This is a genomic window from Roseateles sp. FW305-36, assembly GCF_058787015.1.
The window spans coordinates 70,343-91,974 of the sequence record NZ_JBYSZK010000005.1 but is presented as its reverse complement, the minus strand read 5'-3'; the positions used below and the strand labels follow the sequence as shown (position 1 = coordinate 91,974).

The window sequence follows — 21,632 nt, the reverse complement described above, 5'->3', positions numbered from 1 at the left end:
AGCCCTCTCTGTGTCTCTGTGCCTCTGTGGCTGTGTTGCATGGGTCGAATGATCATGAAGCGCCGCGACTTGCTCGCCGCTTCGACGTTGGCGATAACCGGCTGTGCGCGTGACAACGGGACAACCACGTTGCGCTTCTGGGCCATGGGCCGCGAGAGCGAGGTCGTGGCCGAGCTGATGCCGGGCTTCGAGCGCGAGCACCCCGGCGTGCGCGTCAAGGTCGAGCAACTGCCCTGGACGGCCGCGCACGAGAAGCTGCTGACCGCCTTCGCCGGCGACGCCACGCCCGACCTGGCCCAGGTCGGCAACACCTGGCTGCCCGAAATGCAGGCCCTGGGCGCGCTCGAACCGCTGGAGCCCTGGCTGGCGCGCACGCCGGCCCTGGCCCCGGGCGACTACTTCGACGGCATCTGGGCCACCAATGCACCCGGTGGCCAGCGCGTGGGCCTGCCCTGGTATGTCGACACGCGGCTGCTGTTCGTGCGCCAAGACCTGCTCGCGCGCGCCGGCATCCGGTCCATGCCGGTGAGTTGGGACGACTGGCGTGCGACGCTGGCCCGGCTGCGGCAGAACGGCATGGACAAACCCATCCTGCTGCCCACCAACGAGTCGGCGCCGCTGCTGGCCCTGGCCCTGCAGCAGCCGGACGAGGTGCTGCGCGAGGGCGGCCGCTATGGCAACTTCTCGGGCCCGGGCTTTCGCAAGGCGCTGTCCTTCTACCTGGAGCGCTTCCAGCGCGGCGAGGCGCCCGGCGTCAGCGAGGTGCAGATCGGCAACCTCTGGCAGGAGTTCGGCCGCGGCAGCTTCGCCTTCTACCTGTCGGGCCCCTGGGACATCGGCGAGTTCAAGCGCCGTCTGCCGCCCGAACTGGCCCAGGCCTGGATCACCGCCGAGCTCCCGGGTCCGAGCGGCCTCGGTGCGTCCCTGGCCGGCGGCGCCAGCGTGGCCATGTTCAAGCGCTCGCGCCACAAACCCGAGGCCTGGGCCTTGATCAGCTATCTGAGCCGGCCCGACGTGCAGCTCGAGTTCTACCGCCTGACCGGCGACCTGCCGGCGCGGCGCAGCGCCTGGGCCTTGCCGTTGAATGGCGCGACCCTGGCCGAGGACCGCCACGCCGCCGCCTTCCACCGCCAGCTGCAGCGTGTGCGCGCCGCGCCAGCCGTGCCCGAGTGGGAGCGCATCGAGAAGGAGATGCAGCTCGCCGCCACGCGCGCCGTGCACGGCGTGACCGACCTGGATGCGACGGTGCGCGGCTTGGATGCCCTCGTCGACGGCATCCTGGAAAAGCGCCGCTGGATGCTGGACCGGAAGGCCGGCGCATGAAGCACAGCGGTCGCGAATCCCTCGCCGCCTGGGCCTTTGCCGCCCCGGCGCTGATCGTCATCGCGCTCTTCTTCGGCGTGCCCGTCTTCGCCGGCCTGGTGCTGAGCCTGACCGATTTCGACATCTACGCCCTGGCCGATTGGCGCAATCTGCGCTGGCAGGGCCTGGACAACTATCTGCACGTGCTGAGCCTGCCACTGTTCTGGAAGGCTCTGGGCAACACCCTCTACTTCGTCGTGCTCGGCGTGCCGCTGTCGATTGGTGTGTCGCTGGCTGCGGCCGTGTTGCTGCAGTCCAAGCTGGTTCGCTTCAAGCCGTTGCTGCGCACGGCCCTGTTCGCGCCGGTGGTGACCACGCTGGTGGCGGTGGCCGTCATCTGGCGCTATCTCTTCCACGTCAAGTACGGTCTGGTGAACTACACCCTGCAGTCGCTGGGCCTGGATCCCGTCGACTGGCTGGGCGACCCGCACTGGTCCATGCCCACCATCATCCTGTTCGCCGCCTGGAAGAACTTCGGCGGCAACATGATCATCTTCATCGCCGCCCTGCAGGCCGTGCCTCACGACCTGTACGAAGCCGCGCGCCTGGACGGTGCGCGCAGCTGGGCGCAGTTCCGCTACATCACGCTGGCCAGCATCGCGCCGACGCTGCTGATGGTCACCATCCTGACGACGGCCGGCTATTTCCAGCTCTTTGCCGAGCCCTATGTGATGACCCAGGGCGGGCCGCTGCAGAGCACCGTCAGCGTGCTCTATCTGATGTACGAAGAAGGCTTCAAGTGGTGGAACCTGGGTCTGGCCTCGGCCGTGGCCTTCGTGCTCTTCGTCATCATCGTGGCGGTCAGCAAGGGCCTGATCGCGCTGCAGCGCCGGCTGACGGGGGAGGGCGCGTGAAGCTCAAGCCCTTTGTCGTCAACGGGCTGCTGTGGGCCTTCGCCGCGCTGGCGGTGTTCCCGCTGCTGTGGATGGTCAGCGTGTCGCTGATGCCGGCGGGCAGCGCCCTGTCCATGCCGCCGCCGCTGATCCCTCAGCATCCGACGCTCTCGCACTACCAACAACTGCTGGGTGACGGCGGCCTCAAGCGCGCCTTCGTCAACAGCCTGGGGCTGGCCGTGGTCAGCACGCTGATCTCGGTGAGCTTCAACACGCTGGCCGGCTATTCCTTTGCCAAGCTGCGCTTCCGTCACCGGGAGCGCGTCTTCGGCCTGCTGATCGCGGCCCTGGTCATCCCGGGCCAGGTGGCCATGCTGCCCCTCTTCCTGATGCTCAAGGGCATGGGCCTGGTGAACACCTGGATGGGTGTGCTCATCCCCAGCATGGCCGGCATCTTCGGCATCTTCCTCGTGCGCCAGTACACGCGCGGCGTGCCGGACGAGCTGCTGGAAGCCGCGCGGCTGGACGGTGCCAGCGAGTGGCGCATCTTCTGGAGCGTCGTGCTGCCGACGCTCAAGCCCGTGCTGGTCACCCTGGCCGTGTTCGCCTTCCTCGGCAGCTGGAACGATTTCATGTGGCCGCTGATCGTGCTGACCGACGGCGAGATGCACACCCTGCCCGTCGCGCTGGCGGCGCTGTCGCGGGAGCATGTGAACGACAGCGAGCTGATGATGGCCGGCGCCGTCATCACGGTGCTGCCGGTGCTGGCCCTGTTCGTCGCCCTGCAGCGCTACTACATGCAGGGTTTGCTGATGGGGAGTGTGAAGTGATCCGGAGCCTTGCCGCCATCCTGCTGCTGTTGGTCCAGGCGGCGAATGCCGCTGTGCTCGACGACATGAAGGACGCCGCGCTCTGGAAGGCCACGGCCTCCGACCAGGTCAAGGCCCGCCTGCGCCGCGACGCCCAGGACGACAGCCTCTGCCTGGATTACGACTTCGCCGGCGTTTCCGGCTACGCCGTCATGCGCCGCGAACTGCCGCTGGACTGGCCGGCCGACTTCGCGCTGACCGCCCAGCTCAAGGGCAAGGGCGGCCGCAACGACGTGCAGATCAAGCTTGTCGACGCGAGCGGCGACAACGTCTGGTGGATCAACCGCCCGGCGCTGGCCCTGCCCGAAACGCTGACCGAGATGCGCTTCAAGCGCCGCCACGTCGCCTTCGCCTGGGGGCCGACCGAGGACCGCGTGCTCCACCGCAGCCAGTTCGTCGAGTTCGTCGTCGTCGCCGGCCAGCAGGATGGCGGCGGGACAGGGAGCCTGTGCGTTGGCGCCCTGAGCCGCGAACCGCGCGAGCCCGCGCCCAAGGCCTGGCCCGAGCCGCGGCGCAAGCCGGGGGCCGGCGAGGTGACGCTGGACTTCCAGCAGCTGCGCGAATTCAACGGCCTGTGGTTCGCCAGCGGCGTGCCGCTGCGTGTCGAGGTGTCCGACGACAACCGGCGCTGGAAGCTGCTGTCGGCCCGCCCGGGCCGGGCTCTCTTTGTCGGCGAGCAGGAATGGCGCTGGGTGCGGGTTCGCTACGACGGCAAGAAGCCGCCCGAGGTCGAGCTGCGCGATGCCGCCCAATGGCCGGACCGCAATGCGGCGATCGCCGAACTGGCCCAGGCCCTGCCGCGGGGCGACCTGCCGCGCGCCTTCCTCTGCGAGCAGAACTACTGGACCGTCGTCGGCGTGGACGGCGGCGCGCAGCGCTCGGGCCTGGTCAGCGAGGATGGCGCCATCGAGCTGACGCGTGGCGGCCCCAGCATCGAGCCGGCCGTGCGCCTGGAAGACGGCCGCCTCGTCACCTGGGCCCAGGTGCGCAGCGAGCAAAGCCTGGTTGAACACGCGATGCCCGTCGTGCAGTGGCGGCATGCCGACGTGGAGTTGCGTGTCGAAGCCGCTGCCGATGGTCCGGCCAAGACGCCCACGCTGTTGGCCCGCTACACGCTGCGCAACCCGACAGCCAAGCCCCAGCACTACTCGCTGCTGCTGGCGCTTCGGCCCTGGCAGGTCAATCCGCCGCAGCAGTTCCTGTCGACGCAGGGCGGCGTCAGCCCGCTGGCTTCGCTGGCCTGGGCCGATGGCCAGCTGACTGCAGCGGGCCTGAGCATCAAGCCGCGCGAGACACCTGCCGAGGTTCGCGCCGCGCCCTGGGGCGGCGGGTCTGCCCTGGCGACGCTGCTGCAGGCGCCTGTGCTGACCCAGCTCACCGATGCCGACAGCCTGGCCTCGGCGCTGATGCGCTTCGATGTCCAGCTCGCTCCCGGCGAAGCGCACAGCTTCGCTTGGGTCACGGGCGGCGATGTCGCGACCGTCGACACCCGCATGGCTGTCGCGGCCGCTCAATGGCGCGACAGACTCGGCGTGCTGGAACTCAATCTGCCGCCGCTGGCCGAGCCGGTGGCCGACACCCTGCGCAGCGCGCTGGCGCAGATCCTGATGTCGCGCGACGGCCCGGCCCTGCGGCCCGGCACGCGCTCCTACGCCCGCTCCTGGGTGCGCGACGGCGCCATGATGGTGGCCGGCCTGGTGCGCATGGGCGAGACCCGGGCGGCGCGGGAGTTCGTCGACTGGTTTGGCGGCTACATCTTCGAATCCGGCAAGGTGCCCTGCTGCGTGGACCAGCGCGGCGCCGATCCCGTCGTCGAGAACGACAGCCACGGCCAATACCTGTTTGCCGTCGCCGAGCTGTGGCGCCACACCCAGGACCGCGCCCTGCTCGAGCGCCACTGGCCCAAGGTGCAGCGTGTCGTCGCCTGGATGGAAGGTCTGCGCCAGAGCGAGCGCAAGCCCGGTGCCGACCCGCGCTTCAAGGGATTGATGCCGCCTTCCATCAGCCACGAGGGCTATTCCGACAAGCCGGCCTACTCGTACTGGGACGACTTCTGGGTCCTGCGCGGCTACAAGGATGCGGTGCAGATCGCCCAGGCCCTGGGCGACACGGGGCAGGCGGTGCGCTGGGCCGTGTCGCGCGACGAGTTCGCGGCCGACCTCGCCGCCTCCATCGCCGCGACCGCGAAGCACTACAACATAGCCCACATCGCCGGCGCCGCCGACCGCGGCGATTTCGATGCGACGTCCACCACCATGGCGCTGAACCCGGCCCAGGCCGGCAACCTCGTGCCCGAGCTGCTGCGTGCCACGTTTGAGCGCTACTGGGCCGAGGCCCTGGCCCGCATCGAGGGCCGCAAGGCCTGGGCTGACTACACACCTTACGAACTGCGCAATATCAGCGCCCTGGTGAGGCTGGGTCGCGTCGACGAGGCCCACCGGCTGCTGGCCTGGTTCTTCAGCCACCAGCGCCCGGCGGGGTGGCACCAGTGGGCCGAGGTGGTGAGGCCGGACGCACGCAAGCCCGGCTTCCTCGGCGACATGCCCCATGCCTGGGTCTCGTCCGACTATCTGCGCTCGGCCCTGGACCTTTTCGCCTACGAGACCGAGGCCGGCCTGGTGCTGGGTGCCGGTCTGCCCGCCAGCTGGCGCGAGGCGGGCGACATCGGCGTGGCAGGCCTGTCCACGGCGTGGGGCCGGCTGGACTACCGGCTGGTGCGCCGGGCCGAAGGCGGCTGGACGCTCTACATCGACCGTCGTCCCGAGCGGCTGAGCGGTGAATTGCGGCTGGCCTGGCCGGGTACGGAGCGGTTACCTCGCGCTAACGTCGAGAGTCAGGGGCTGGCCTGGCAGGGCCGCGAACTGCCCCTGCCCGCCAACGCCACCATCATCCAACTGGAGCCCACGCCATGACGATCTCCCGCCGCCAGCTGTTGTTGACGACGCCAGCCTTCTCGTCGTTGTTCTTGTCCGCCTGCGCCGCCGTGCCCCCCACGCCGCCGGCCGGCCTGGCCGCCGGCGAGCAGCGATCCTGGGAGCTGGAAGGCCAGCGCTTCTGGATCTGGCTGCCGCGCGAGTACAGCCAGCGCACCGAGGCCTGGCCGCTGATCGTCTTCCTGCACGGCTCCGGCGAGCGCGGCACCGACCTGGAGAAGGTCAAGGTCCATGGACCGCCCAAGCTGGTGGCTGCCGGCGCCACCTGGCCCGCCATCCTCGTCAGCCCGCAGCTGGAGGAGAACCAGCGCTGGGACCCCGAGCGCCTGCACCGGTTGCTCGGTGCCCTGAAGTCCAAACTCAACATCGACCCGCAACGCTGCGTCGGCACCGGCCTGTCCATGGGCGGCTTCGGCATGTGGCAGTGGGCGACGGCCTACCCGCGCGACCTCGCCGCCATTGCCCCCGTCTGCGGCTTCGGCGACCCCGTCAAGGTGGCGTCCATGCGCAATGTGCCGGTGCGTGCCTATCACGGCGACCTGGACCCCGTCGTGCCGCTGGCGCCCCACGTCGCCTGCGTCGAAGCCCTGCGCGCCGCCGGTGGCAAGGCGACGCTGACCATCTACCCCGGCGTCGGCCACGACTCGTGGACGCCGGCCTACAACGACCCCGACTTGCTTCCCTGGCTGCTGTCTCAACGCCAGACCTGACGATGAATGCGCACCTGATCCGCAACCGCGCCGGCCTCGAGGCCGAACTGCTGTCCCATGGTGGCCTGCGCCGCCTGATGTTCGGCCCGGCGCTGATGGTCAACCTCTTCCCCGGCAACGAGCTGGAAGGCGGCCCGGCCAATGTCTGGCTGCGCCGGCGCGATGCGGGTGGACCGTGGCGCGCGGCGCCGCTGCTCGGCCCGCTGTCGCCGCTGAGCCTGCATGCGGAAGAAGGTGCCTTCGAGATGCGCGGGGCCTGGGAAGGCCTGGCCCTGCGCCTGCAACTGCGGCTGGCGGACGGCGAGCCCACCCTGTTCTGGCATCTGCAGGTGCGCAACGACTCGAGCACCGCCTGCGAGGTCGCGCCCGTGATCGTGCACGACGTCGGCCTGGCCGACTACGGCGCGGTGCGCACCAACGAGTTCTACGTCAGCCACTACATCGACCTGCAGCCTCTGCGCGATGCCGACCGCGGCGTGCTGCTGGCGGCGCGCCAGAACCAGGCCCAGGGCGGCAAGCACCCCTGGCTGCTGGCGGGCTCGCTGCGCCGGGCCGAGTCCTTCGCTACCGATGCGTTCCAGGTCTGGGGCCATGCGGCGCGCGAAGGTGGCATGCCGCCGGCGCTGCTCGCCGGCCTGCCAGGTACGCGCCTGCAGCAGGAGCATTCGGTCGTCGCCCTGCAGGACGAGAGCGCCACGCTGGCGGCCGGTGAGTCGTTGCAAGCCGGCTTCTTCCTGAGCCTTCAGGCTCATCATCCCGAGGCGAGCGGCGCCGCCGATCTCGCACGCCTGCCTGCATTGCTCGCGTTGCCGCAAGCCCGGCCTTCAGAACCGCTGGACGAACCCGGCCGTGCCCCCGCGCCCAGCCTGTTCGCCACGGCGCCGCCACTGGCCAGCCTGGACCTCGGCGCCGAAGCCCGCCGCCAGCTCTTCGGTGCCGACCGTCGCCACGAGGAATGGCAGGACGGCCAGTTGCTGAGCTTCTTCGCCAACGATGCCACCCACGTCGTGCTGCGCGCCAAGGAGCTGATCGTGCAGCGCCCGCACGGCCACATCCTGCGCAGCGGCGCCCACCTGGTGCCCGACGAGACGGCGCTGACATCCACCTGCTGGATGGGCGGCGTCTTCCATTCCATGCTGACCCAGGGGCACGTCAGCATCAACCGCCTGCTGTCGACACAACGCAGCCTGCTCGGCCTCTTCAACACGGCCGGGCTGAGACTCTTCGTACAGACGGAAGAAGAGGGCGTGAACTGGCAGCTGCTCGGGCTGCCGTCCGCTTTCGAGATGCAGCCCCAGCGCTGCCGCTGGCTCTATGCCCATGCCGGCGGCCTCATCGAGGTCATCGCCCTCGCCGGCGCGGCGCCCGATGTGATGGACCTGGCCGTGCAGGTGTTGGAAGGCGGCCCGCTGCGCGTGCGCGCCAGCCTCAACCTCGCCCTGGGCGGCGATGACGGCGCAGACGAGTTGCGCCCGCAATGGACCCACAGCGGCGACCGCATCGTCATCATGCCGCCCGCCGGCAGCGGCCTGGCCGAACGTTTCCCTGGCGGCGAGTTCAGATTGATCGCGCCGGGCCTGGCCATCGTCGGCGATGACGGACGCCTTTTCGACGATGGCGTCAGCCGCGGCGAGCCCTTGCTTTGCCTGGACTTCGCGCCGGCCACGTCCATCACCTTGAGCTTGAGCGTCGCCCTGGTGCAGGCCGTGCCGCCGGCGCCGCAGGCCGTGGCATTGCCGCAGTGGCAGCTGGCTCACCCCGCGCTGGCCCAGCTGCGCGACATCCTGCCCTGGTATGCCCACAACGCCCTGGTGCACTACCTGTCGCCGCGCGGCCTGGAGCAGTACTCGGGTGGCGGCTGGGGCACGCGCGACGTCTGCCAGGGGCCGCTGGAAATGCTGCTGGCCCTCGGGCAGACAGCGCCCGTGCGCGACCTGCTGCTGCGCGTCTTCGCGGCCCAGAACATCGACGGCGACTGGCCGCAGTGGTTCATGTTCTTCGAGCGCGAGGCCCATATCCGCGCCGGCGATTCGCATGGCGACATCGTCTTCTGGCCGCTGCTGGGCCTGGCCCAGTACCTGATCGCCTCGGGCGACGCCGGCCTGCTCGACGAGGTGCTGCCCTTCCATGGCGGCGCGGCGGTGACGCTGGCGGCCCATGTCGAACAGGCGCTGAAGCTGATCCGCCACCGCGTCGTGCCCGGCACGGGCCTGGCGGCCTACTGGCATGGCGACTGGAACGACTCGCTCCAGCCGGCCGACCCGGCCCTGCGCGAGCGCCTGTGCAGCGCCTGGACGGTGACCCTGCACCACCAGATGCTGCACACGCTGGCGGCGGCCTATGCGCGCATCGGTCGCGTCGACGAAGCGGCCCGCCTCGTCGCCGAAGCCGCCGGCGTGAAGGCTGAGTTTCAGCGCCTGCTGGTGCAGGACGATGTCGTCGCCGGCTATGCCCTGTTCCCGGAGCAGGGCGGCGAGCGCGAGCTGTGGATCCACCCGCGCGACACCCGCACCGGCCTGCGCTACAGCCTGCTGCCGATGATGCACGCCGTCATCGACGAGCTCTTCACGCCCGAGCAGGCGGCAAAGCAGGCGGCGCTGATCGAGCAGCATCTGAAGGGCCCCGACGGTGCGCGCCTCTTCGACGCGCCTCTGCCTTATCGCGGCGGCCCATCGCGCCTGTTCCAGCGCGCCGAGACCAGCACCTTCTTCGGCCGCGAGATCGGCATCATGTATATGCATGCCCATCTGCGCTATGCCCAGATGCTGGCCCATCTCGGCCACGCCGAGGCCTTCCTGCAGGCGCTGACCCTGGCCCACCCGATCGCGCTGACCGACCGCGTGCCCAGCGCCAGCCGGCGCCAGGCCAATTGCTATTACTCCAGCTCCGACGCCGCCTTCCCCGACCGCTACGAGGCCCAGACCCACTACGGCCGCGCCCTGTCCGGCGAGGTGGCCCTGGACGGCGGCTGGCGCATCTACTCCAGCGGCCCGGGGATTGCGCTGGGGCTGGTCATCAACTCGCTGCTGGGCCTGCGCCTGGAGCACGACGCCCTGGTCGTCGACCCCGTCATGCCGCAGCTGCTGGACGGCTTGACGGTGCAACTGGTGCTGGCCGACCTGCGCTTCGAGCTGAGCTATCGCGTCGGCCCGCGCGGCCATGGCGTCGAACGCGTGCGGGACGAGGCCGGCCGGGAGATCGTGGCGCAGCGTCGCCCGCACGCCTACCGCCTGGGCGCGCTGGCCCTGCCGCGGCCGCAGCCAGGCTCGGTCCATCGCTGGACCCTCGAGCTGGGCTGATCCGGCGGGGCGGCTTGCCCCGCAACGCAGGGGAGGCCCGCATCCGCAATCTGGGGGGCGAGACGGGTGACGGGCTGGCCCCTGCTGCCGCTATGCTCGGCGCGCGAAACGGAGGATGGCTGCATGTCCGAAGCCCCGAGCGCGAGCCCAGTCCCCGGCGGCGGTGCAGCCCCCTTGGCGCAGCCGCCCTACGGCATTGCGCCCTATGTCGACCGTGCGGTCAACCGCATCGAGCGCTATTTCCGTGAAGGCTCGGACGGCGAGGCCTTTGTCGTCGGCGTGTTCGGCGAATGGGGCAGCGGCAAGTCGACCGTGCTGCGTGCCATCGGTGAGCGCTTCAACCCGCCTGCCCCGCCACCACCACCGCCCGCGCCTCCCAACCCCGCGGACCTGGTCGACAAGGGCAAGGGCTGGCTGTCGTGGGTGTTCACCGGCCAGACGCACGAACCGCCACCGCCGGCGCCGCCGGTCGAAGCGTCGCTGACGCTGCGGGTCGAGTTCAACGCCTGGCGCTACGAGCGCGAGGAGCATCTGCTGGTGCCGCTGCTCAAGACCATCCAGCGCGTGCTGGACGCGCGCGTGGCGGTCCTCGACGGTCCGGCGGGCCCGGTGCGGGACTGGCGCTGGCTGGCCGACCGCGCCCAGTTGCTGGGCGCCTGCGCCATCGCGCTGACGCGGGTCGTCAAGGTCAAGGCCGGACTGCCTGGCTTCGGCGAGGTCGAACTCAACCCCGCCGAGGCGCTGAAGGCCGCGCAGGAGCAGATCGACCGTGTCGACAAGCTGAATGCGGCCGCGGCCACGCCGAAGGCGGCCAGCTCGCGGCCGCTGGAATCCCTCTACTACGACTTGAATGCCGAGCTGCTGCGCATCACGCGCGGCAGCGGGGCGCCCGACCAGCCCGCGCTGAACCTGGTGATCCTCGTCGACGACCTCGACCGCTGCCTGCCCGAGAAGGCCGTCGAGATGCTGGAGGCGATCAAGCTCTTCCTCGACGTGCAGGGTTGTGCCTTCGTGCTGGCGCTGGACGACGAGGTGATCGAGCGCGGTGTCGCCTACCGTTATCGCGACTACCTCAAGGCCCCCACGGGCGACGCCACGGCGCAGCCGGTGCCGCCGATCACCGGGCACGAATACCTCGAGAAGATCGTCCAGCTGCCGTTTCGCCTGCCGCGCTGGAGCAAGCGCGAGGTGCGCGACTTCCTGCAGACCCGCCACGCGCAAAGGCTGGCGTTGTGGGCGGGCCTGCCGTCCGACACGCTGGACCAGGCCGCCATGCCCACGTCGGCGCCCAACGCCTGGCTCGTCGACCTGCTGGTCGATGGCGTGCCGCCGGTGCCGCGCAATCTGGTGCGCTCGCTGGAGCTGCTGGACTTCATCCGCGAGGTGGCGCTCAAGCGCAATCTGGGCCAACGCCTGCAGGCCTACCCGGTGGCTCAGCTGGTGCTGCTGCAGCTCTTCGCGCCACAGGCCTTCCGCTTCCTGCGCCGCGGCCATGCCGAGGGCTGGAAGACCTTCGAGCGGCGGCTGCGCGACGAGCGGCAGGAGTTCCTGCCCGGCCAGTCGGCCGACGTGGACCAGCAGCTGGCCGACCGGCCCGATCGTTTTGCCGAGGAGTTCTTCGACTGGTGGATCGAGCTCAGCAAGCGGCGCATTGCCCACGAGAAACCGTCCAATCCCTATTTGAGCCGCACCGAGCTGCCGCTGGCCCGGCAGCTGGATGAGGCTTGCAACAACCGCAACGGTTTCGACCCGCGCAATCTGTTCCTGCTGGGGCGGGACGAGGTGCAGGTCGATGCGCAGCTGGACCCGTATTTCTCGCTGTTCGAGGAGGTGCCGGCGGGCATGGCCCCGCTCGCCGCCGCCGTGCCGCCGCCGGCCGTGGTGCCGATGCCGACGCCCTTGGCCCCGACCCCGGTCGTCGACCTGACAGCGGTCGCCGACCCGGTGGCGCCGCAAAGCGCCGTGCCCGCTGCGGTGGTCGAGCCGCCCGCCTCCGCACCGGTCAGCAGCGCGCCGGCCACGCCGGCCGTGCCTGCGCGCGTGGCGCCGCGTGACCGCCAGGCCTTTGTGCGGCAGCTGTTGAGCCGCTCGGCCGACGCCTGGCGCAATGCGATCTCGCGTGAAGAGCAGCTGAAGGGGCAGCGCCTGGACGAACGCAGCTTCGAACTGCTGCTGCAGGAGGTCGGCGAGTCGCCACGCGAAGCGGCTTGGCTGGAAGTCGTGTTGCCGCTGCTCGACGACGCCCAGGTGCGCCAACTCGTGCGGCGCACCGGCAGCCTGGCGCGGCTGGCCCGGCAAGCAGGCCTGCTCGAAGAACCCGACCACGGAGACCGCGCATGAACCCCGAGAGCATCGAGTTCGCCCGCGCGCTGGAAGCCGTCTGCCGGCAGCTCAACCCGCCGCATTTGCCGCTGCCCCCTGCGGTGGCGCTGGCCGAGTTGGGCTTGGAGAGCCTGAAGCTTGCTGCTGACGACCCGCTGCTGGCCTATCGCTATCTGCGCGGGCTGGACCTGCCGGGGGCGGCCACGGCAGCGTCGGCCACCACGCGGCTGTGGGCGATGGAGCCCGGCCTGGTCGGCAAGCCGCAGGTGCTGGCCGAGCTGGCGCCGGGCGTGCTGGTCGTGGGCGATCAGGCAGGCTTCCTGCGCCTGTTCTCGCGCCGCGGGCGGGGCCGCTGGGAGGCGGCCGAGGTGCTGGCGGCGCACAGCCGTGGCGTCAGCGCGCTGCTGGTCCTGTCGCCCACGGAACTGATCAGTGCGGGCGAGGATGGAAACCTGATCTGCTGGAGCCGCGACCGCAAGGGCCGCTGGCAGATGGCGGATCTCAACCATCCGCAACGTCGGGGGAATGTGAGGTTGCTGTGCCGGCTGCACAGCGGCGATGTGGTCGCGGTCGCTGAAGACATGAGCCAGCTGCAGCGACAGCCGTCCGGTGAGTGGGTGCTCGGGCTGCCGCTCGCATTGCCTCAGCGCGTCGAAGCGATGGCCGCCTATGGGCCGGATGGGTTGCTGGCCGCAAATGCCCACGAACTGCGCTATTGGCGCTTTGGCGGCCTGGGTGGCGCAAGCGGGAGTGAAGTGGCTCCCTGGCCCTTGCCGAGCCGCGTCGGGTGTCTGCTGGCCTGGCCCGACGGCAGCGTGTTGATGGGCGGCGTCAATGGCGAGCTGACGCGGGCGCCGCCCCTGAAGTCACTGGCCGCCGGTCAGGCACTGCCCGACGCCGACCTTCATCAGCAGTTGACGGCCTCGCCGCTCCGGGCGCTGCTGCGCTTCGGCGACGACGGCCTGATGAGCTGGAACGAGGGTGGCCAGCTGCGGCTGTGGCAATGGCGCGACCGGAAGTTCGAGCGCCTGACCGAGCTCGACGTCGAGGCCGGGCCAGAAGGCCCGTGCGTGGCGGCGATGTGCGACGGCCGGATCGCGCTGGCCGAGCGCCGGACGCTGGTCGTTGCGGCGCCCGACAGCAGCGGTGTCTGGCACACCCAAGAAGCCATTGCCGCCATGGAGCCCGGCGTCAGCGCCGTGGCCGCCTTGCGCCCGGACCGCATCGCCTATGTCGACGGCGGCAACCGCCTGATCGTGCTGCGGATCATGGCCGAGGACGTCGAAGTCCTGACCACGCGCAACGAGTCGGCGCCGATCACGGCCCTGGTGGCCGTCAATGCACGTACCGTCGTGTACCAGCGCAGCGACGGCATGCTGCAGACCCTGGTTGAAGCCGACGAGGACAAGGGCTGGCAGCGCGAGGTCTTGCGCGACGCCCGCTCCGGGCCGCTTCCCCTGCTGGCGGGCGACGGCGGGCGGCTGCTGATCGCGGGACCGGGGCCCGAACTGGAGATCCATGACCGCGTCGACGGCGGCTGGGTCTTGCTGCCGCCGATGGCCGGCCAGCCCTCGGATCTCAACGGCGTGGCTGCCGCAGCCGTTTCGCCGACGCAGCGTCGTGTCGCGATGGCCATCGGCAGCCAGCTCTACGTCAGCGACAGCGGGCAGAAGTCCTGGGCCGCTGCGACGACCGCCTCCGTCGGGCAGACCATGGCTGGGCTGGTGTGGGAGGACGAATCGCATCTGCTGGCCATCGGTCTGTCGGGCAAGGTGGCGCGGATCCGGGTCGAGCCCTGGACCGAGATGCCCCAGCCCACCGTCGAACGGTCACTCGACGCGGCGCTGCCCTTCGCGCGGGTGAACGGCCATGGCCTGCTGATCGGTGTGGAGGGGGGGCTGGCCCGGCCGGACTCACCCTACGGTCTGATGGGCTGCTATCGCTCGCGATTGCGCCAGCTCAGCGCGGCCGGCGGCAGCGTGTTCGCGGCCGGGGAGGCGCTGTATCTGTTCGACCTGCCGCCCGGCGGCGCGCTGGAGCAGGCGACGCTGCGCCGCATCGTCGTCACGCCCGACGTGGCCCTGATGGCCTGGCTCGATCCGCTGCCCGGCCTCATGCCCGGCCGGATCACCCGGCTGGTGCTGCGGCGTCGCGGCAATTTCGCCTGGAATGTCAGCGGTCGGGGCGGCAATCTGCTGCCCGAAGACCCGTTGCTGCAATCCTGCCTCGGCCTGCTGGCCGTCGACGGCACCTTGACCGAGCTTGCCGACGGGGCCGACTTCGACTTCAACGACAGGCGCACCATCCTGCGCGCCCGCGACCCGGGCTGAGCAAGCTCGGCTGCCAGCCCCTGGCCGGGCTCAGGCCGCGACGTCGACGAAGACGAAGTGCTTGCGCACCGCCTCCAGCACTTCGAACTCGCCCTCGAAGCCCGGCGGGATGACGCCCCCTGGCCGGGACCGATGTCGACGGCGCCGTCGGGCCCGTGCAGGCGCACCCGGCCCTCGAGCACATGGAAATACTCCTGCCGATGGGCCGGGAAGAGGATGCGCCAGCGGCCCACCTCGCAGGCCCAGACGCCGGCGCTCATGGGCCCGGCTTCGTGCAGAGTCCAGGTCTGGCGCTGCGGCGCGCCTTGCACGCGGCGGTCCTCGCGCGGCTGATCGTGGACGGGCTCGAGGCCGTCGGTCGAATCGATGAGGGTGATCTTCATCATCATCAGCCCATCCGCATCGGAATGGTGACGGGTCCGTCGTTGATCAGATGGACCTGCATGTCGGCACCGAACTCGCCGCTGGCGACAACGGGGTGCTGGCTGCGCGCGAACGCCAGCGTGTGCTCGTAGAGCCTGCGGCCCAGCTCGGCCGGCGCCGCGCCCGAGAAGCTCGGCCGGTTGCCGCCGTTCGTGTCGGCCGCCAGCGTGAACTGGCTGACGATGAGCAGGCCGCCGCCGACGTCCTGCAGGCTGCGGTTCATCTTGCCGGCTTCGTCGCTGAAGACGCGCAGCTTCAGCACCTTGGCGACGAGTTTCTCCGCGGTGGCCTCGCTGTCCGTCGGCTCGGCGCAGACCAGCATCAGCAGGCCGGCGCCGATCTCGCCGGTGAGGCGGCCGCCCACCTCCACGCGCGCCTGGCGGACGCGCTGCAGCAGAGCTATCAATGGAATCTCCCAGGCCGTGATGTCGGCCGGGATTGCAGCACAAACGGTCAGCGCTGCTGGCGGCGGCGCGCCACGCCCAGGCCCGCCAGGGCGACGCCGGCGAGGGCCAGGCTGGCCGGCTCGGGCAGGCTGACGCTGACGTTGTCGATGGTGGGCGAGGCCTCGCTGCCGGCGTAGGTGTATTCGCTGAATTTCAGCATCGCGGTGCTGCCCTTGGCCGTGAAGAGCACGTGTTCCATGGTGCCTGCGCTGCTGCCGTTCGGGCCTTCCACGTGGCCTTCGGCGAACACCAGGTCGGTGTCGATCCAGGCGTACAGGCCGTATTTCTGGCCGGGCCGGTTGTCGCCGGAGAACAGGAAGTCCAGTGCGTAGGTCCGGCCGGCGATCAGGCCGGTGAGGATGTGCGAGGCGCTGTTGTCGGCCCCGCCGGTCTCGTTCAAGGTGATGGAACCATTGGGGCTGTGAGCGTCTCGAGCGTAGTACACGTCGCCGTGGAAGTCCCAGCCGTTGGTGCCCTGGGTGGCGCTCGACAAGTCGGTGTTGATCCAGCGTTCGCTGGTGTTGTGCGAGACCTTGCCGTGGCCGAAGGTCGTGCTGTCGAAGTTCTCGCTGAAGACGACGTCGGCGTGTGCGACGCCGGTGGCGAGCGCGACGATGGCCGCGATGGCGGTCAGGCGGGGTAGGGCGTTGGTCATGGTGATCCTCACTGATGGTTGGTCTGGTGGTGGTCCCGCAGCAAGCGCGCTGTCAGAACGGGGTCGACTATTTCGGCTGCGGCAGCACTGCACAATCGGACCAAGGACCTGGGCCCGGGTCTCGGGCCTGGTCTCATGCCGCCGGTTCGGGCTTGTGCGGCCCACCCCTCCATTCCCCTCCATTCCCCTCTGTTCAGGGCTGCCATGACCTTGTCGATGCCTTTGCAGACGCCTTTGCGCCGGCACGACGATCCGGCCATGGCCGGCACAGCGCCCCCCGACCTGGGGGGGCGCGTGGTGGCCGATCTCGCGGGTCAACTCAAGCGCGGCGCGCCGTGGCGGCTGCTGGGCAACGCCGTGGTGGCCGTGGTGGTGTTGGCGCTCGGGCGGGACGGCGGTCCCGCGCCCTGGCTGCTGTTGTGGTTGGCCGTGATGCTGTCCCACCTGGCGCTGGGCGCGTGGGGCCCCTGGGGCTGGTGGTCGAAGGGGGGCGCCACTCTCGGCGCGACCCGCCGACTGCAGTGGGTGACGCTCACCGAGACGCTGACCGGCCTGCTGTGGGCGGCCGCCGAACTGTTGATGCTGCCCGCAGCCGACTACACGCACCGGGCCCTGCTGATGGTGCTGTTGAGCGGGCTGGCTGCCGGCGTGGTGCAGTCGCTCAGCGCCCACCTGCCGGCGCTGTACGGCTATGTCGTCCCGGCCGTGCTGGGCTTCTTCCTGGCCGGCTTGCTGAGCCACGGTCCCTATATCTGGGTCGCGTTGCCGCTTCTGCTGGTGTGGCTGGCGATCAATCTCAACATTGCCCGCCTCATGAACCGCGCCTTGGTCGAGGCGTCGCGCAACCGGCACCTGGCGGCCGTGCTGGCCGCCGACATGGCCCTGCAGCGCGACCGCGCGGTGGAACTCGGCCATTCGCGCAGCCGCTTTCTGGCCGCGGCCAGCCATGACCTGCGCCAGCCGGTGCATGCCCTGTCCATGCTGGTGGCGGCCCTGCAGCAGGGCCTGCCGCCGGCCCAGTCGCGCGTCATCCTCGGCCATGTCGACAGCGCCGTGGCGGCCATGGGGGGCATGTTCAATGCGCTGCTCGACCTGTCCCGGCTGGACGCCAGCCTGGTGCAGCCCCAGTGGCAGCTGACCGACCTGCAGGCCTTGCTGGAGCGGCTGGCCGCGGGCCAGGCCGGTGTGGCGGCGGCCAAGGGCCTGCGCTTCGAATGCCGGCTGCCCAACTGCGCGCTTTGGGTGCGTACCGACCCGGCGCTGCTGGAGCGGGTGCTCGGCAATCTGCTGTCCAACGCGTTGCGCTACACGGCCGAGGGCCGGGTGCGCCTGCTGGCGCGCCGGCGTGGCGGCCGCGTCGAGCTGGTGGTGGCGGACACCGGCGTGGGCATCCCGCCCGAGCAGCGGGAGGCGGTCTTCCATGAGTTCGTGCAGCTGCGGGGCAGCCAAGCGCAGAGCGATGCCGGCCTCGGCCTGGGCCTGTCCATCGTCAGGCGCCTGGCCGACCTGCTGCAGATCCGGTTGAGGCTGCGCTCCCGCCCCGGGCGCGGCACGGTGTTCAGCCTGCATCTGCCGCTGGCGTCGCCCGCGGTGGCGCCGCTGCCGGCGGAGAGCGTTGCCGCGACGGGTGCTGCGTCCGGCGGCCTGGGCCGGGGTGACGTGGTCATCGTCGTCGACGACAGCGCCGAGGTGCGCACGGCCATGCAGGCCCTGCTGTCGGCCTGGGGCTGCGAGGTGGTCACGGCCGCCTCGGTGGCCGCGCTGATGCCGCAGCTGATGGGCCTGAGTGTCGCGCCGCGCCTGCTGCTGTGCGACTACCGCCTGGGCGACGGCGGCGACGGCATGCAGGCGATCGCCGAGCTGCGCGAGGCCTTCAACGACGACCTGCCTGCAGTGCTGGTCACCGGCGACACCTCGCCGGCACGCCTGCGCGAGGCCACGGCCAGCGGCCTGCCGCTGCTGCACAAGCCGGTGACGCTGCCGCAGCTGCGCGCCGCCATCGACAGCGCGCTCGCCCCCGCCGCCGGCTGATTCAGCCGGGCGCCGCGGTGCTCACCAGGCCCGCGGCGCGCGCCGCCTCCACGGCCTGCAGCCGGTGCACGACGTTGAGGCAGCGGAAGATCGCCGACACATGGCCCTTGACGGTCTTCTCCTGCATGCCGAGGGCATTGGCGATCTGCTTGTTGGAACGGCCCAGGCAGAGCTCCTGCAGCACTTCGCGCTGGCGCGGCGTGAGGCCGCTGGCGTCTCCATCGACAGGCGCGGGTTCGGCGGCCATGGCCATGAATGGCGGCACATAGACCTCGCCGCTGAGCACCAGCCGCAGCGCGGCGAGCAGGGTGCCGGGGTGGGCCGACTTGGGGCAATAGCCGCGCGCGCCGGCCTTGAGGGCGCGACGCACGTCCTCGGGGTCTTCGGAGGAAGACAGCACCAGCGCCGGCAGGCCCGGGTGCTGGCGCCTCAGCTGCTCCAGCAGGGCCAGACCCGCCATGCCGGCCATGCGCAGGTCCAGCACCACGGCGGCGACGTCGCCCTGCAGTTCCAGGCAGGCCATGGCTTCGACGCCGTCGCCCGCTTGCAGCACCTCGGGTGGCGGCGCCAGCGCCTGCAGCGCAGCGACCACGCCGGCGCGTACCAACGGATGGTCATCGACAACCAGAAGCTTCATGAAATCACTCTAGCAGCGGGTCCGCCGGACGCCCATCCGGCTGAAGTCCCAGGCCCCGGGCTCGAGACCTGTCGCACCACGGGTCGATCAGATCAGATCCTTGGGATCGTCGAAATGGGCCTCGACATCCATGGGCAGCAGCTGGATGCTGGCGCGCAGCCCCGGAACGGCACTCATCAGCGCCTGCTCGACCGAGCCGCGCAGCGCCGCGGCGCGCCCCAGTGTCCAGCTCGACGGCATGTGCATGTGCAGGTCGACGAAGCGGCGCTGCCCGGCGACGCGGCTGGTGACGTGGTCGAAGCGGATGGTGTGGGGGTGACGGAACTCGTCCAGCACCGCCTGGACCTTGGCCTGGCTGTCGGCGTCCAGCGCCTCGTCCATCAGGCCGCGGGTGGACTCGCGCATCAGGTGGACGCCCTCGCGCAGGATGTTCAGCGCCACCATGGCGGCGAGCAGCGGGTCCAGCCATTGCCAGCCGGTGGCCATGACGCCGAGCAGGCCGACGACGACGCCGGCCGACGTCCAGACGTCGGTGAACAGGTGGCGGGCGTCGCCTTCCAGCGCGACGGAGCGCACCTCGCGCGCCTTGCGCAGCATGGCCCAGGCCAGGCCGCCGTTGATGGCCGAGCTGACGATGGCCAGCGCCACACCCAGGCCCACCGACTGCAGGGGCTCCGGATGGCGCCAGCGGTCGAGGGCACCCCACAGGATGCCCAGCGCCGCCGCGATGATGAGGATGCCCTCGAAACCGCTGGAGAAGTACTCGGCCTTGTGATGGCCATAGGGGTGTTCGGCGTCGGGCGGCTGGGCGGCCCAGGTGACCATGCCCAGGGCGAACATCGCGCCGGCGAGGTTGACCAGGGACTCGAGGGCGTCGGCCGCCAGGCTGACGGAGCCTGTCCACCACCAGGCGGCCGTCTTCAGCACGATGGTGACAAGAGCCGTGGCGACGGAAAGCTTGAGGTAGGCGCTGGCTTGCATGTCCCCATTGTCGCCAGCCTTCCTAGAATGCCCGCCATTCCCCGGAGCCCGACGCATGACCACCTCCCACACCACCGACGTCTCCCACATCGCGCCGCGCGAGAAGGCCGAGATCCTGTCCCAGGCCCTGCCTTACATCCGCAAGTTCCACGGCAAGACCATCGTCATCAAATACGGCGGCAACGCCATGACCGACCCGGAGCTGCAGCAGGACTTCGCCGAGGACGTGGTGCTGCTCAAGCTCGTCGGCCTGAACCCGGTCGTCGTGCACGGCGGCGGCCCGCAGATCGAGGACGCGCTGAACAAGCTGGGCAAGAAGGGCCACTTCATCCAGGGCATGCGCGTCACCGACGCCGAGACCATGGGCGTCGTCGAGTGGGTGCTGGCGGGCGAGGTGCAGCAGGACATCGTCGGCCTCATCAACGCCGCCGGCGGCAAGGCCGTGGGCCTGACGGGCCGTGACGGCGGCATGATCCGCGCCAAGCAGCTCAAGCTGCTCGACAAGGACGACCCGAGCAAGGAACACGACATCGGCCAGGTCGGCGACATCGTCTCCATCGACCCCAGCGTCGTGAAGGCCCTGCAGGACGACCAGTTCATTCCCGTCGTCAGCCCCATCGGCTTCGGCGAGAAGAACGAGAGCTACAACATCAACGCCGACGTCGTGGCCGCCAAGCTGGCCACGGTGCTGCAGGCCGAGAAGCTGCTGATGCTGACGAACATCCGCGGCGTGCTGGACAAGGCAGGCGAGCTGCTGACCGAGCTGACGCCGCGCCGCATCGACGAACTGGTCGAGGACGGCACCATCAGCGGCGGCATGATCCCCAAGATCGCCGGCGCCATCGACGCGGCCAAGAGCGGCGTCAATGCCGTCCACATCATCGACGGCCGGGTGCCGCATGCCATGCTGCTGGAGGTGCTGACGGATCAAGCGTACGGAACGATGATTTCGTCTCGGTGATTGTGAGCCCCTCGTCCAAGGAGTACCTTGGCCGGTGCCCCGAGGGGACGGTGATGCTCGCAGCGTCGAGCCGCGAGCACATCACCAGAGCGGGCCGGCTAGGGAGCGGCCCGGCGCTCGGCCCGCGCAAATCAATGGAACCGTTGACATGAACCCCCGCGACCGCGTCTGGCTGTTCGACCTCGACGACACCCTGCACAACGCCTCACATCGCGCGTTCACCGAGCTGAACGCGTCGATGACGGCCTATATCGTCACCCACCTCGGGTTGGCGGAGGAGGAGGCTGTCGCCCTGCGCCACCGCTACTGGCTGCGCTACGGCGCGACGCTGAGCGGGCTGGAGCGCCACAACGGGGTCAAGGCGTCCCACTTCCTGCATGAAACCCACCAGCTGCCGGGGCTGGACGAGCATCTGCACGGCCATGCCCATGACCTGGCAGCCCTGCGCCGCCTGCCGGGCCGCAAGTTCCTGATGACCAATGCGCCGCGCGCCTATGCCGAGCGCGTGCTGGCGGTCATCGGGCTGCGCAGCGTCTTCGAAGGCCTCATCTGCATCGAGGACATGGCCTGCTTCGGCCAGTCGCGGCCCAAGCCGGACGCGCGCATGTTCCGCATGGTGCTGGCGCGCCTGGGCGTGCCGGCGCGGCGCTGCATCCTCGTCGAGGACACCCTGGTGCACCAGAAGACGGCCCGCGGCCTGGGATTGCAGACTGTCTGGATGCAGCGCTGGCTGCGCCGGGCGGGTGCCGCCCGCCTGCACCGCCGGCCGGTTTACGTGAGCCAGCGCGTGCGTTCCCTGGCGACCTTGTTACGCTACCCCCAGGTCTGAAGGGAAGACGC

15 protein-coding genes and 1 pseudogene are annotated in these 21,632 nt (G+C 70.3%); 11 read left to right on the top strand and 5 right to left on the bottom strand.

Annotated features, from left to right (window positions below; genetic code table 11):
* Nucleotides 1-54: 54 nt before the first annotated feature.
* From AC3WOE_RS11035 to AC3WOE_RS11000, 8 genes are all read left to right on the top strand, one after another.
* Nucleotides 55-1,323, top strand: a complete 1,269-nt coding sequence (locus AC3WOE_RS11035) for a sugar ABC transporter substrate-binding protein (RefSeq protein ID WP_492690447.1) — start codon at nucleotides 55-57, stop codon at nucleotides 1,321-1,323.
* Nucleotides 1,320-2,216, top strand: coding sequence for a carbohydrate ABC transporter permease (locus AC3WOE_RS11030; protein ID WP_492690446.1), 897 nt, complete (start codon nucleotides 1,320-1,322; stop codon nucleotides 2,214-2,216). Before AC3WOE_RS11035 ends, AC3WOE_RS11030 begins: the two co-directional genes overlap by 4 nt.
* The gene (locus tag AC3WOE_RS11025) at nucleotides 2,213-3,025 is read left to right on the top strand and encodes a carbohydrate ABC transporter permease (RefSeq protein WP_492690445.1); all 813 of its coding nucleotides are present in this window, start codon (nucleotides 2,213-2,215) and stop codon (nucleotides 3,023-3,025) included. Before AC3WOE_RS11030 ends, AC3WOE_RS11025 begins: the two co-directional genes overlap by 4 nt.
* Nucleotides 3,022-5,976 carry a glucosidase family protein gene (locus tag AC3WOE_RS11020; RefSeq protein ID WP_492690444.1) on the top strand — a complete coding sequence of 985 codons (2,955 nt, stop codon included), beginning with the start codon at nucleotides 3,022-3,024 and terminating at the stop codon, nucleotides 5,974-5,976. The genes AC3WOE_RS11025 and AC3WOE_RS11020 overlap by 4 nt, the downstream gene beginning before the upstream one ends.
* Entirely contained in the window at nucleotides 5,973-6,707 is a 735-nt protein-coding gene (locus AC3WOE_RS11015) for a carboxylesterase family protein (protein WP_492690443.1), read from the top strand. The genes AC3WOE_RS11020 and AC3WOE_RS11015 overlap by 4 nt, the downstream gene beginning before the upstream one ends.
* A 2-nt stretch (nucleotides 6,708-6,709) precedes the next feature.
* The gene (locus AC3WOE_RS11010) at nucleotides 6,710-10,006 is read left to right on the top strand and encodes a hypothetical protein (protein WP_492690442.1); all 3,297 of its coding nucleotides are present in this window, start codon (nucleotides 6,710-6,712) and stop codon (nucleotides 10,004-10,006) included.
* A 123-nt stretch (nucleotides 10,007-10,129) separates the two neighbouring features.
* Nucleotides 10,130-12,346: a KAP family P-loop NTPase fold protein gene (locus AC3WOE_RS11005; protein WP_492690441.1), complete on the top strand. Its 2,217-nt coding sequence runs from the start codon at nucleotides 10,130-10,132 to the stop codon at nucleotides 12,344-12,346.
* Entirely contained in the window at nucleotides 12,343-14,658 is a 2,316-nt protein-coding gene (locus AC3WOE_RS11000; protein WP_492690440.1) for a hypothetical protein, read from the top strand. The genes AC3WOE_RS11005 and AC3WOE_RS11000 overlap by 4 nt, the downstream gene beginning before the upstream one ends.
* A 200-nt stretch (nucleotides 14,659-14,858) precedes the next feature.
* Here the strand turns inward: AC3WOE_RS11000 and AC3WOE_RS10995 are convergent.
* The 3 genes and pseudogenes from AC3WOE_RS10995 to AC3WOE_RS10985 form a co-directional block, all read right to left on the bottom strand.
* Nucleotides 14,859-14,918 (bottom strand): annotated as a pseudogene (locus AC3WOE_RS10995) (hypothetical protein); the annotation flags it as partial.
* A gap of 128 nt (nucleotides 14,919-15,046) precedes the next feature.
* Nucleotides 15,047-15,487 carry a D-aminoacyl-tRNA deacylase gene (dtd, locus tag AC3WOE_RS10990; RefSeq protein ID WP_492690439.1) on the bottom strand — a complete coding sequence of 147 codons (441 nt, stop codon included), beginning with the start codon at nucleotides 15,485-15,487 and terminating at the stop codon, nucleotides 15,047-15,049.
* Nucleotides 15,488-15,534: 47 nt separating this feature from the next.
* On the bottom strand, nucleotides 15,535-16,182 hold the full coding sequence (locus AC3WOE_RS10985) for a PEP-CTERM sorting domain-containing protein (RefSeq protein ID WP_492690438.1): 648 nt from the start codon (nucleotides 16,180-16,182) through the stop codon (nucleotides 15,535-15,537).
* Between the two features lie 216 nt (nucleotides 16,183-16,398).
* Here AC3WOE_RS10985 and AC3WOE_RS10980 point away from each other — a divergent pair, with 216 nt between their 5' ends.
* Complete coding sequence (locus AC3WOE_RS10980) at nucleotides 16,399-18,213, top strand: ATP-binding response regulator (RefSeq protein WP_492690437.1); 1,815 nt, start codon at nucleotides 16,399-16,401, stop codon at nucleotides 18,211-18,213.
* 1 nt (nucleotide 18,214) lies between these two features.
* Here AC3WOE_RS10980 and AC3WOE_RS10975 read toward each other — a convergent pair whose 3' ends face one another.
* Both AC3WOE_RS10975 and AC3WOE_RS10970 read right to left on the bottom strand, forming a co-directional pair.
* Nucleotides 18,215-18,850 (bottom strand): response regulator, encoded by a 636-nt coding sequence (locus tag AC3WOE_RS10975; RefSeq protein ID WP_492690436.1) that lies wholly within the window; start codon nucleotides 18,848-18,850, stop codon nucleotides 18,215-18,217.
* Between the two features lie 87 nt (nucleotides 18,851-18,937).
* Entirely contained in the window at nucleotides 18,938-19,831 is an 894-nt protein-coding gene (locus AC3WOE_RS10970) for a cation diffusion facilitator family transporter (protein WP_492690435.1), read from the bottom strand.
* 55 nt (nucleotides 19,832-19,886) lie between these two features.
* On the opposite strand from AC3WOE_RS10970, the gene argB reads away from it, so the two are divergent.
* Together argB and AC3WOE_RS10960 are read left to right on the top strand one after the other, a co-directional pair.
* Nucleotides 19,887-20,792 (top strand): acetylglutamate kinase, encoded by a 906-nt coding sequence (gene argB, locus AC3WOE_RS10965; protein WP_492690434.1) that lies wholly within the window; start codon nucleotides 19,887-19,889, stop codon nucleotides 20,790-20,792.
* 148 nt (nucleotides 20,793-20,940) lie between these two features.
* Nucleotides 20,941-21,621 (top strand): pyrimidine 5'-nucleotidase, encoded by a 681-nt coding sequence (locus AC3WOE_RS10960; RefSeq protein WP_492690433.1) that lies wholly within the window; start codon nucleotides 20,941-20,943, stop codon nucleotides 21,619-21,621.
* The last annotated feature ends 11 nt before the right edge of the window (nucleotides 21,622-21,632 follow it).

Excerpts from the sequence above, each read along its gene's own strand:
- AC3WOE_RS11035 (WP_492690447.1), top strand. The coding sequence starts at position 55 with ATGAAGCGCCGCGACTTGCTCGCCGCTTCGACGTTGGCGATAACCGGC.
- AC3WOE_RS11030 (WP_492690446.1), top strand. The coding sequence starts at position 1,320 with ATGAAGCACAGCGGTCGCGAATCCCTCGCCGCCTGGGCCTTTGCCGCC.
- AC3WOE_RS11015 (WP_492690443.1), top strand. The coding sequence starts at position 5,973 with ATGACGATCTCCCGCCGCCAGCTGTTGTTGACGACGCCAGCCTTCTCG.
- AC3WOE_RS11010 (WP_492690442.1), top strand. The coding sequence starts at position 6,710 with ATGAATGCGCACCTGATCCGCAACCGCGCCGGCCTCGAGGCCGAACTG.
- AC3WOE_RS11005 (WP_492690441.1), top strand. The coding sequence starts at position 10,130 with ATGTCCGAAGCCCCGAGCGCGAGCCCAGTCCCCGGCGGCGGTGCAGCC.
- AC3WOE_RS11000 (WP_492690440.1), top strand. The coding sequence starts at position 12,343 with ATGAACCCCGAGAGCATCGAGTTCGCCCGCGCGCTGGAAGCCGTCTGC.
- AC3WOE_RS10985 (WP_492690438.1), bottom strand. The coding sequence starts at position 16,182 with ATGACCAACGCCCTACCCCGCCTGACCGCCATCGCGGCCATCGTCGCG.
- AC3WOE_RS10980 (WP_492690437.1), top strand. The coding sequence starts at position 16,399 with ATGCCTTTGCAGACGCCTTTGCGCCGGCACGACGATCCGGCCATGGCC.
- AC3WOE_RS10975 (WP_492690436.1), bottom strand. The coding sequence starts at position 18,850 with ATGAAGCTTCTGGTTGTCGATGACCATCCGTTGGTACGCGCCGGCGTG.
- AC3WOE_RS10970 (WP_492690435.1), bottom strand. The coding sequence starts at position 19,831 with ATGCAAGCCAGCGCCTACCTCAAGCTTTCCGTCGCCACGGCTCTTGTC.
- argB (WP_492690434.1), top strand. The coding sequence starts at position 19,887 with ATGACCACCTCCCACACCACCGACGTCTCCCACATCGCGCCGCGCGAG.
- AC3WOE_RS10960 (WP_492690433.1), top strand. The coding sequence starts at position 20,941 with ATGAACCCCCGCGACCGCGTCTGGCTGTTCGACCTCGACGACACCCTG.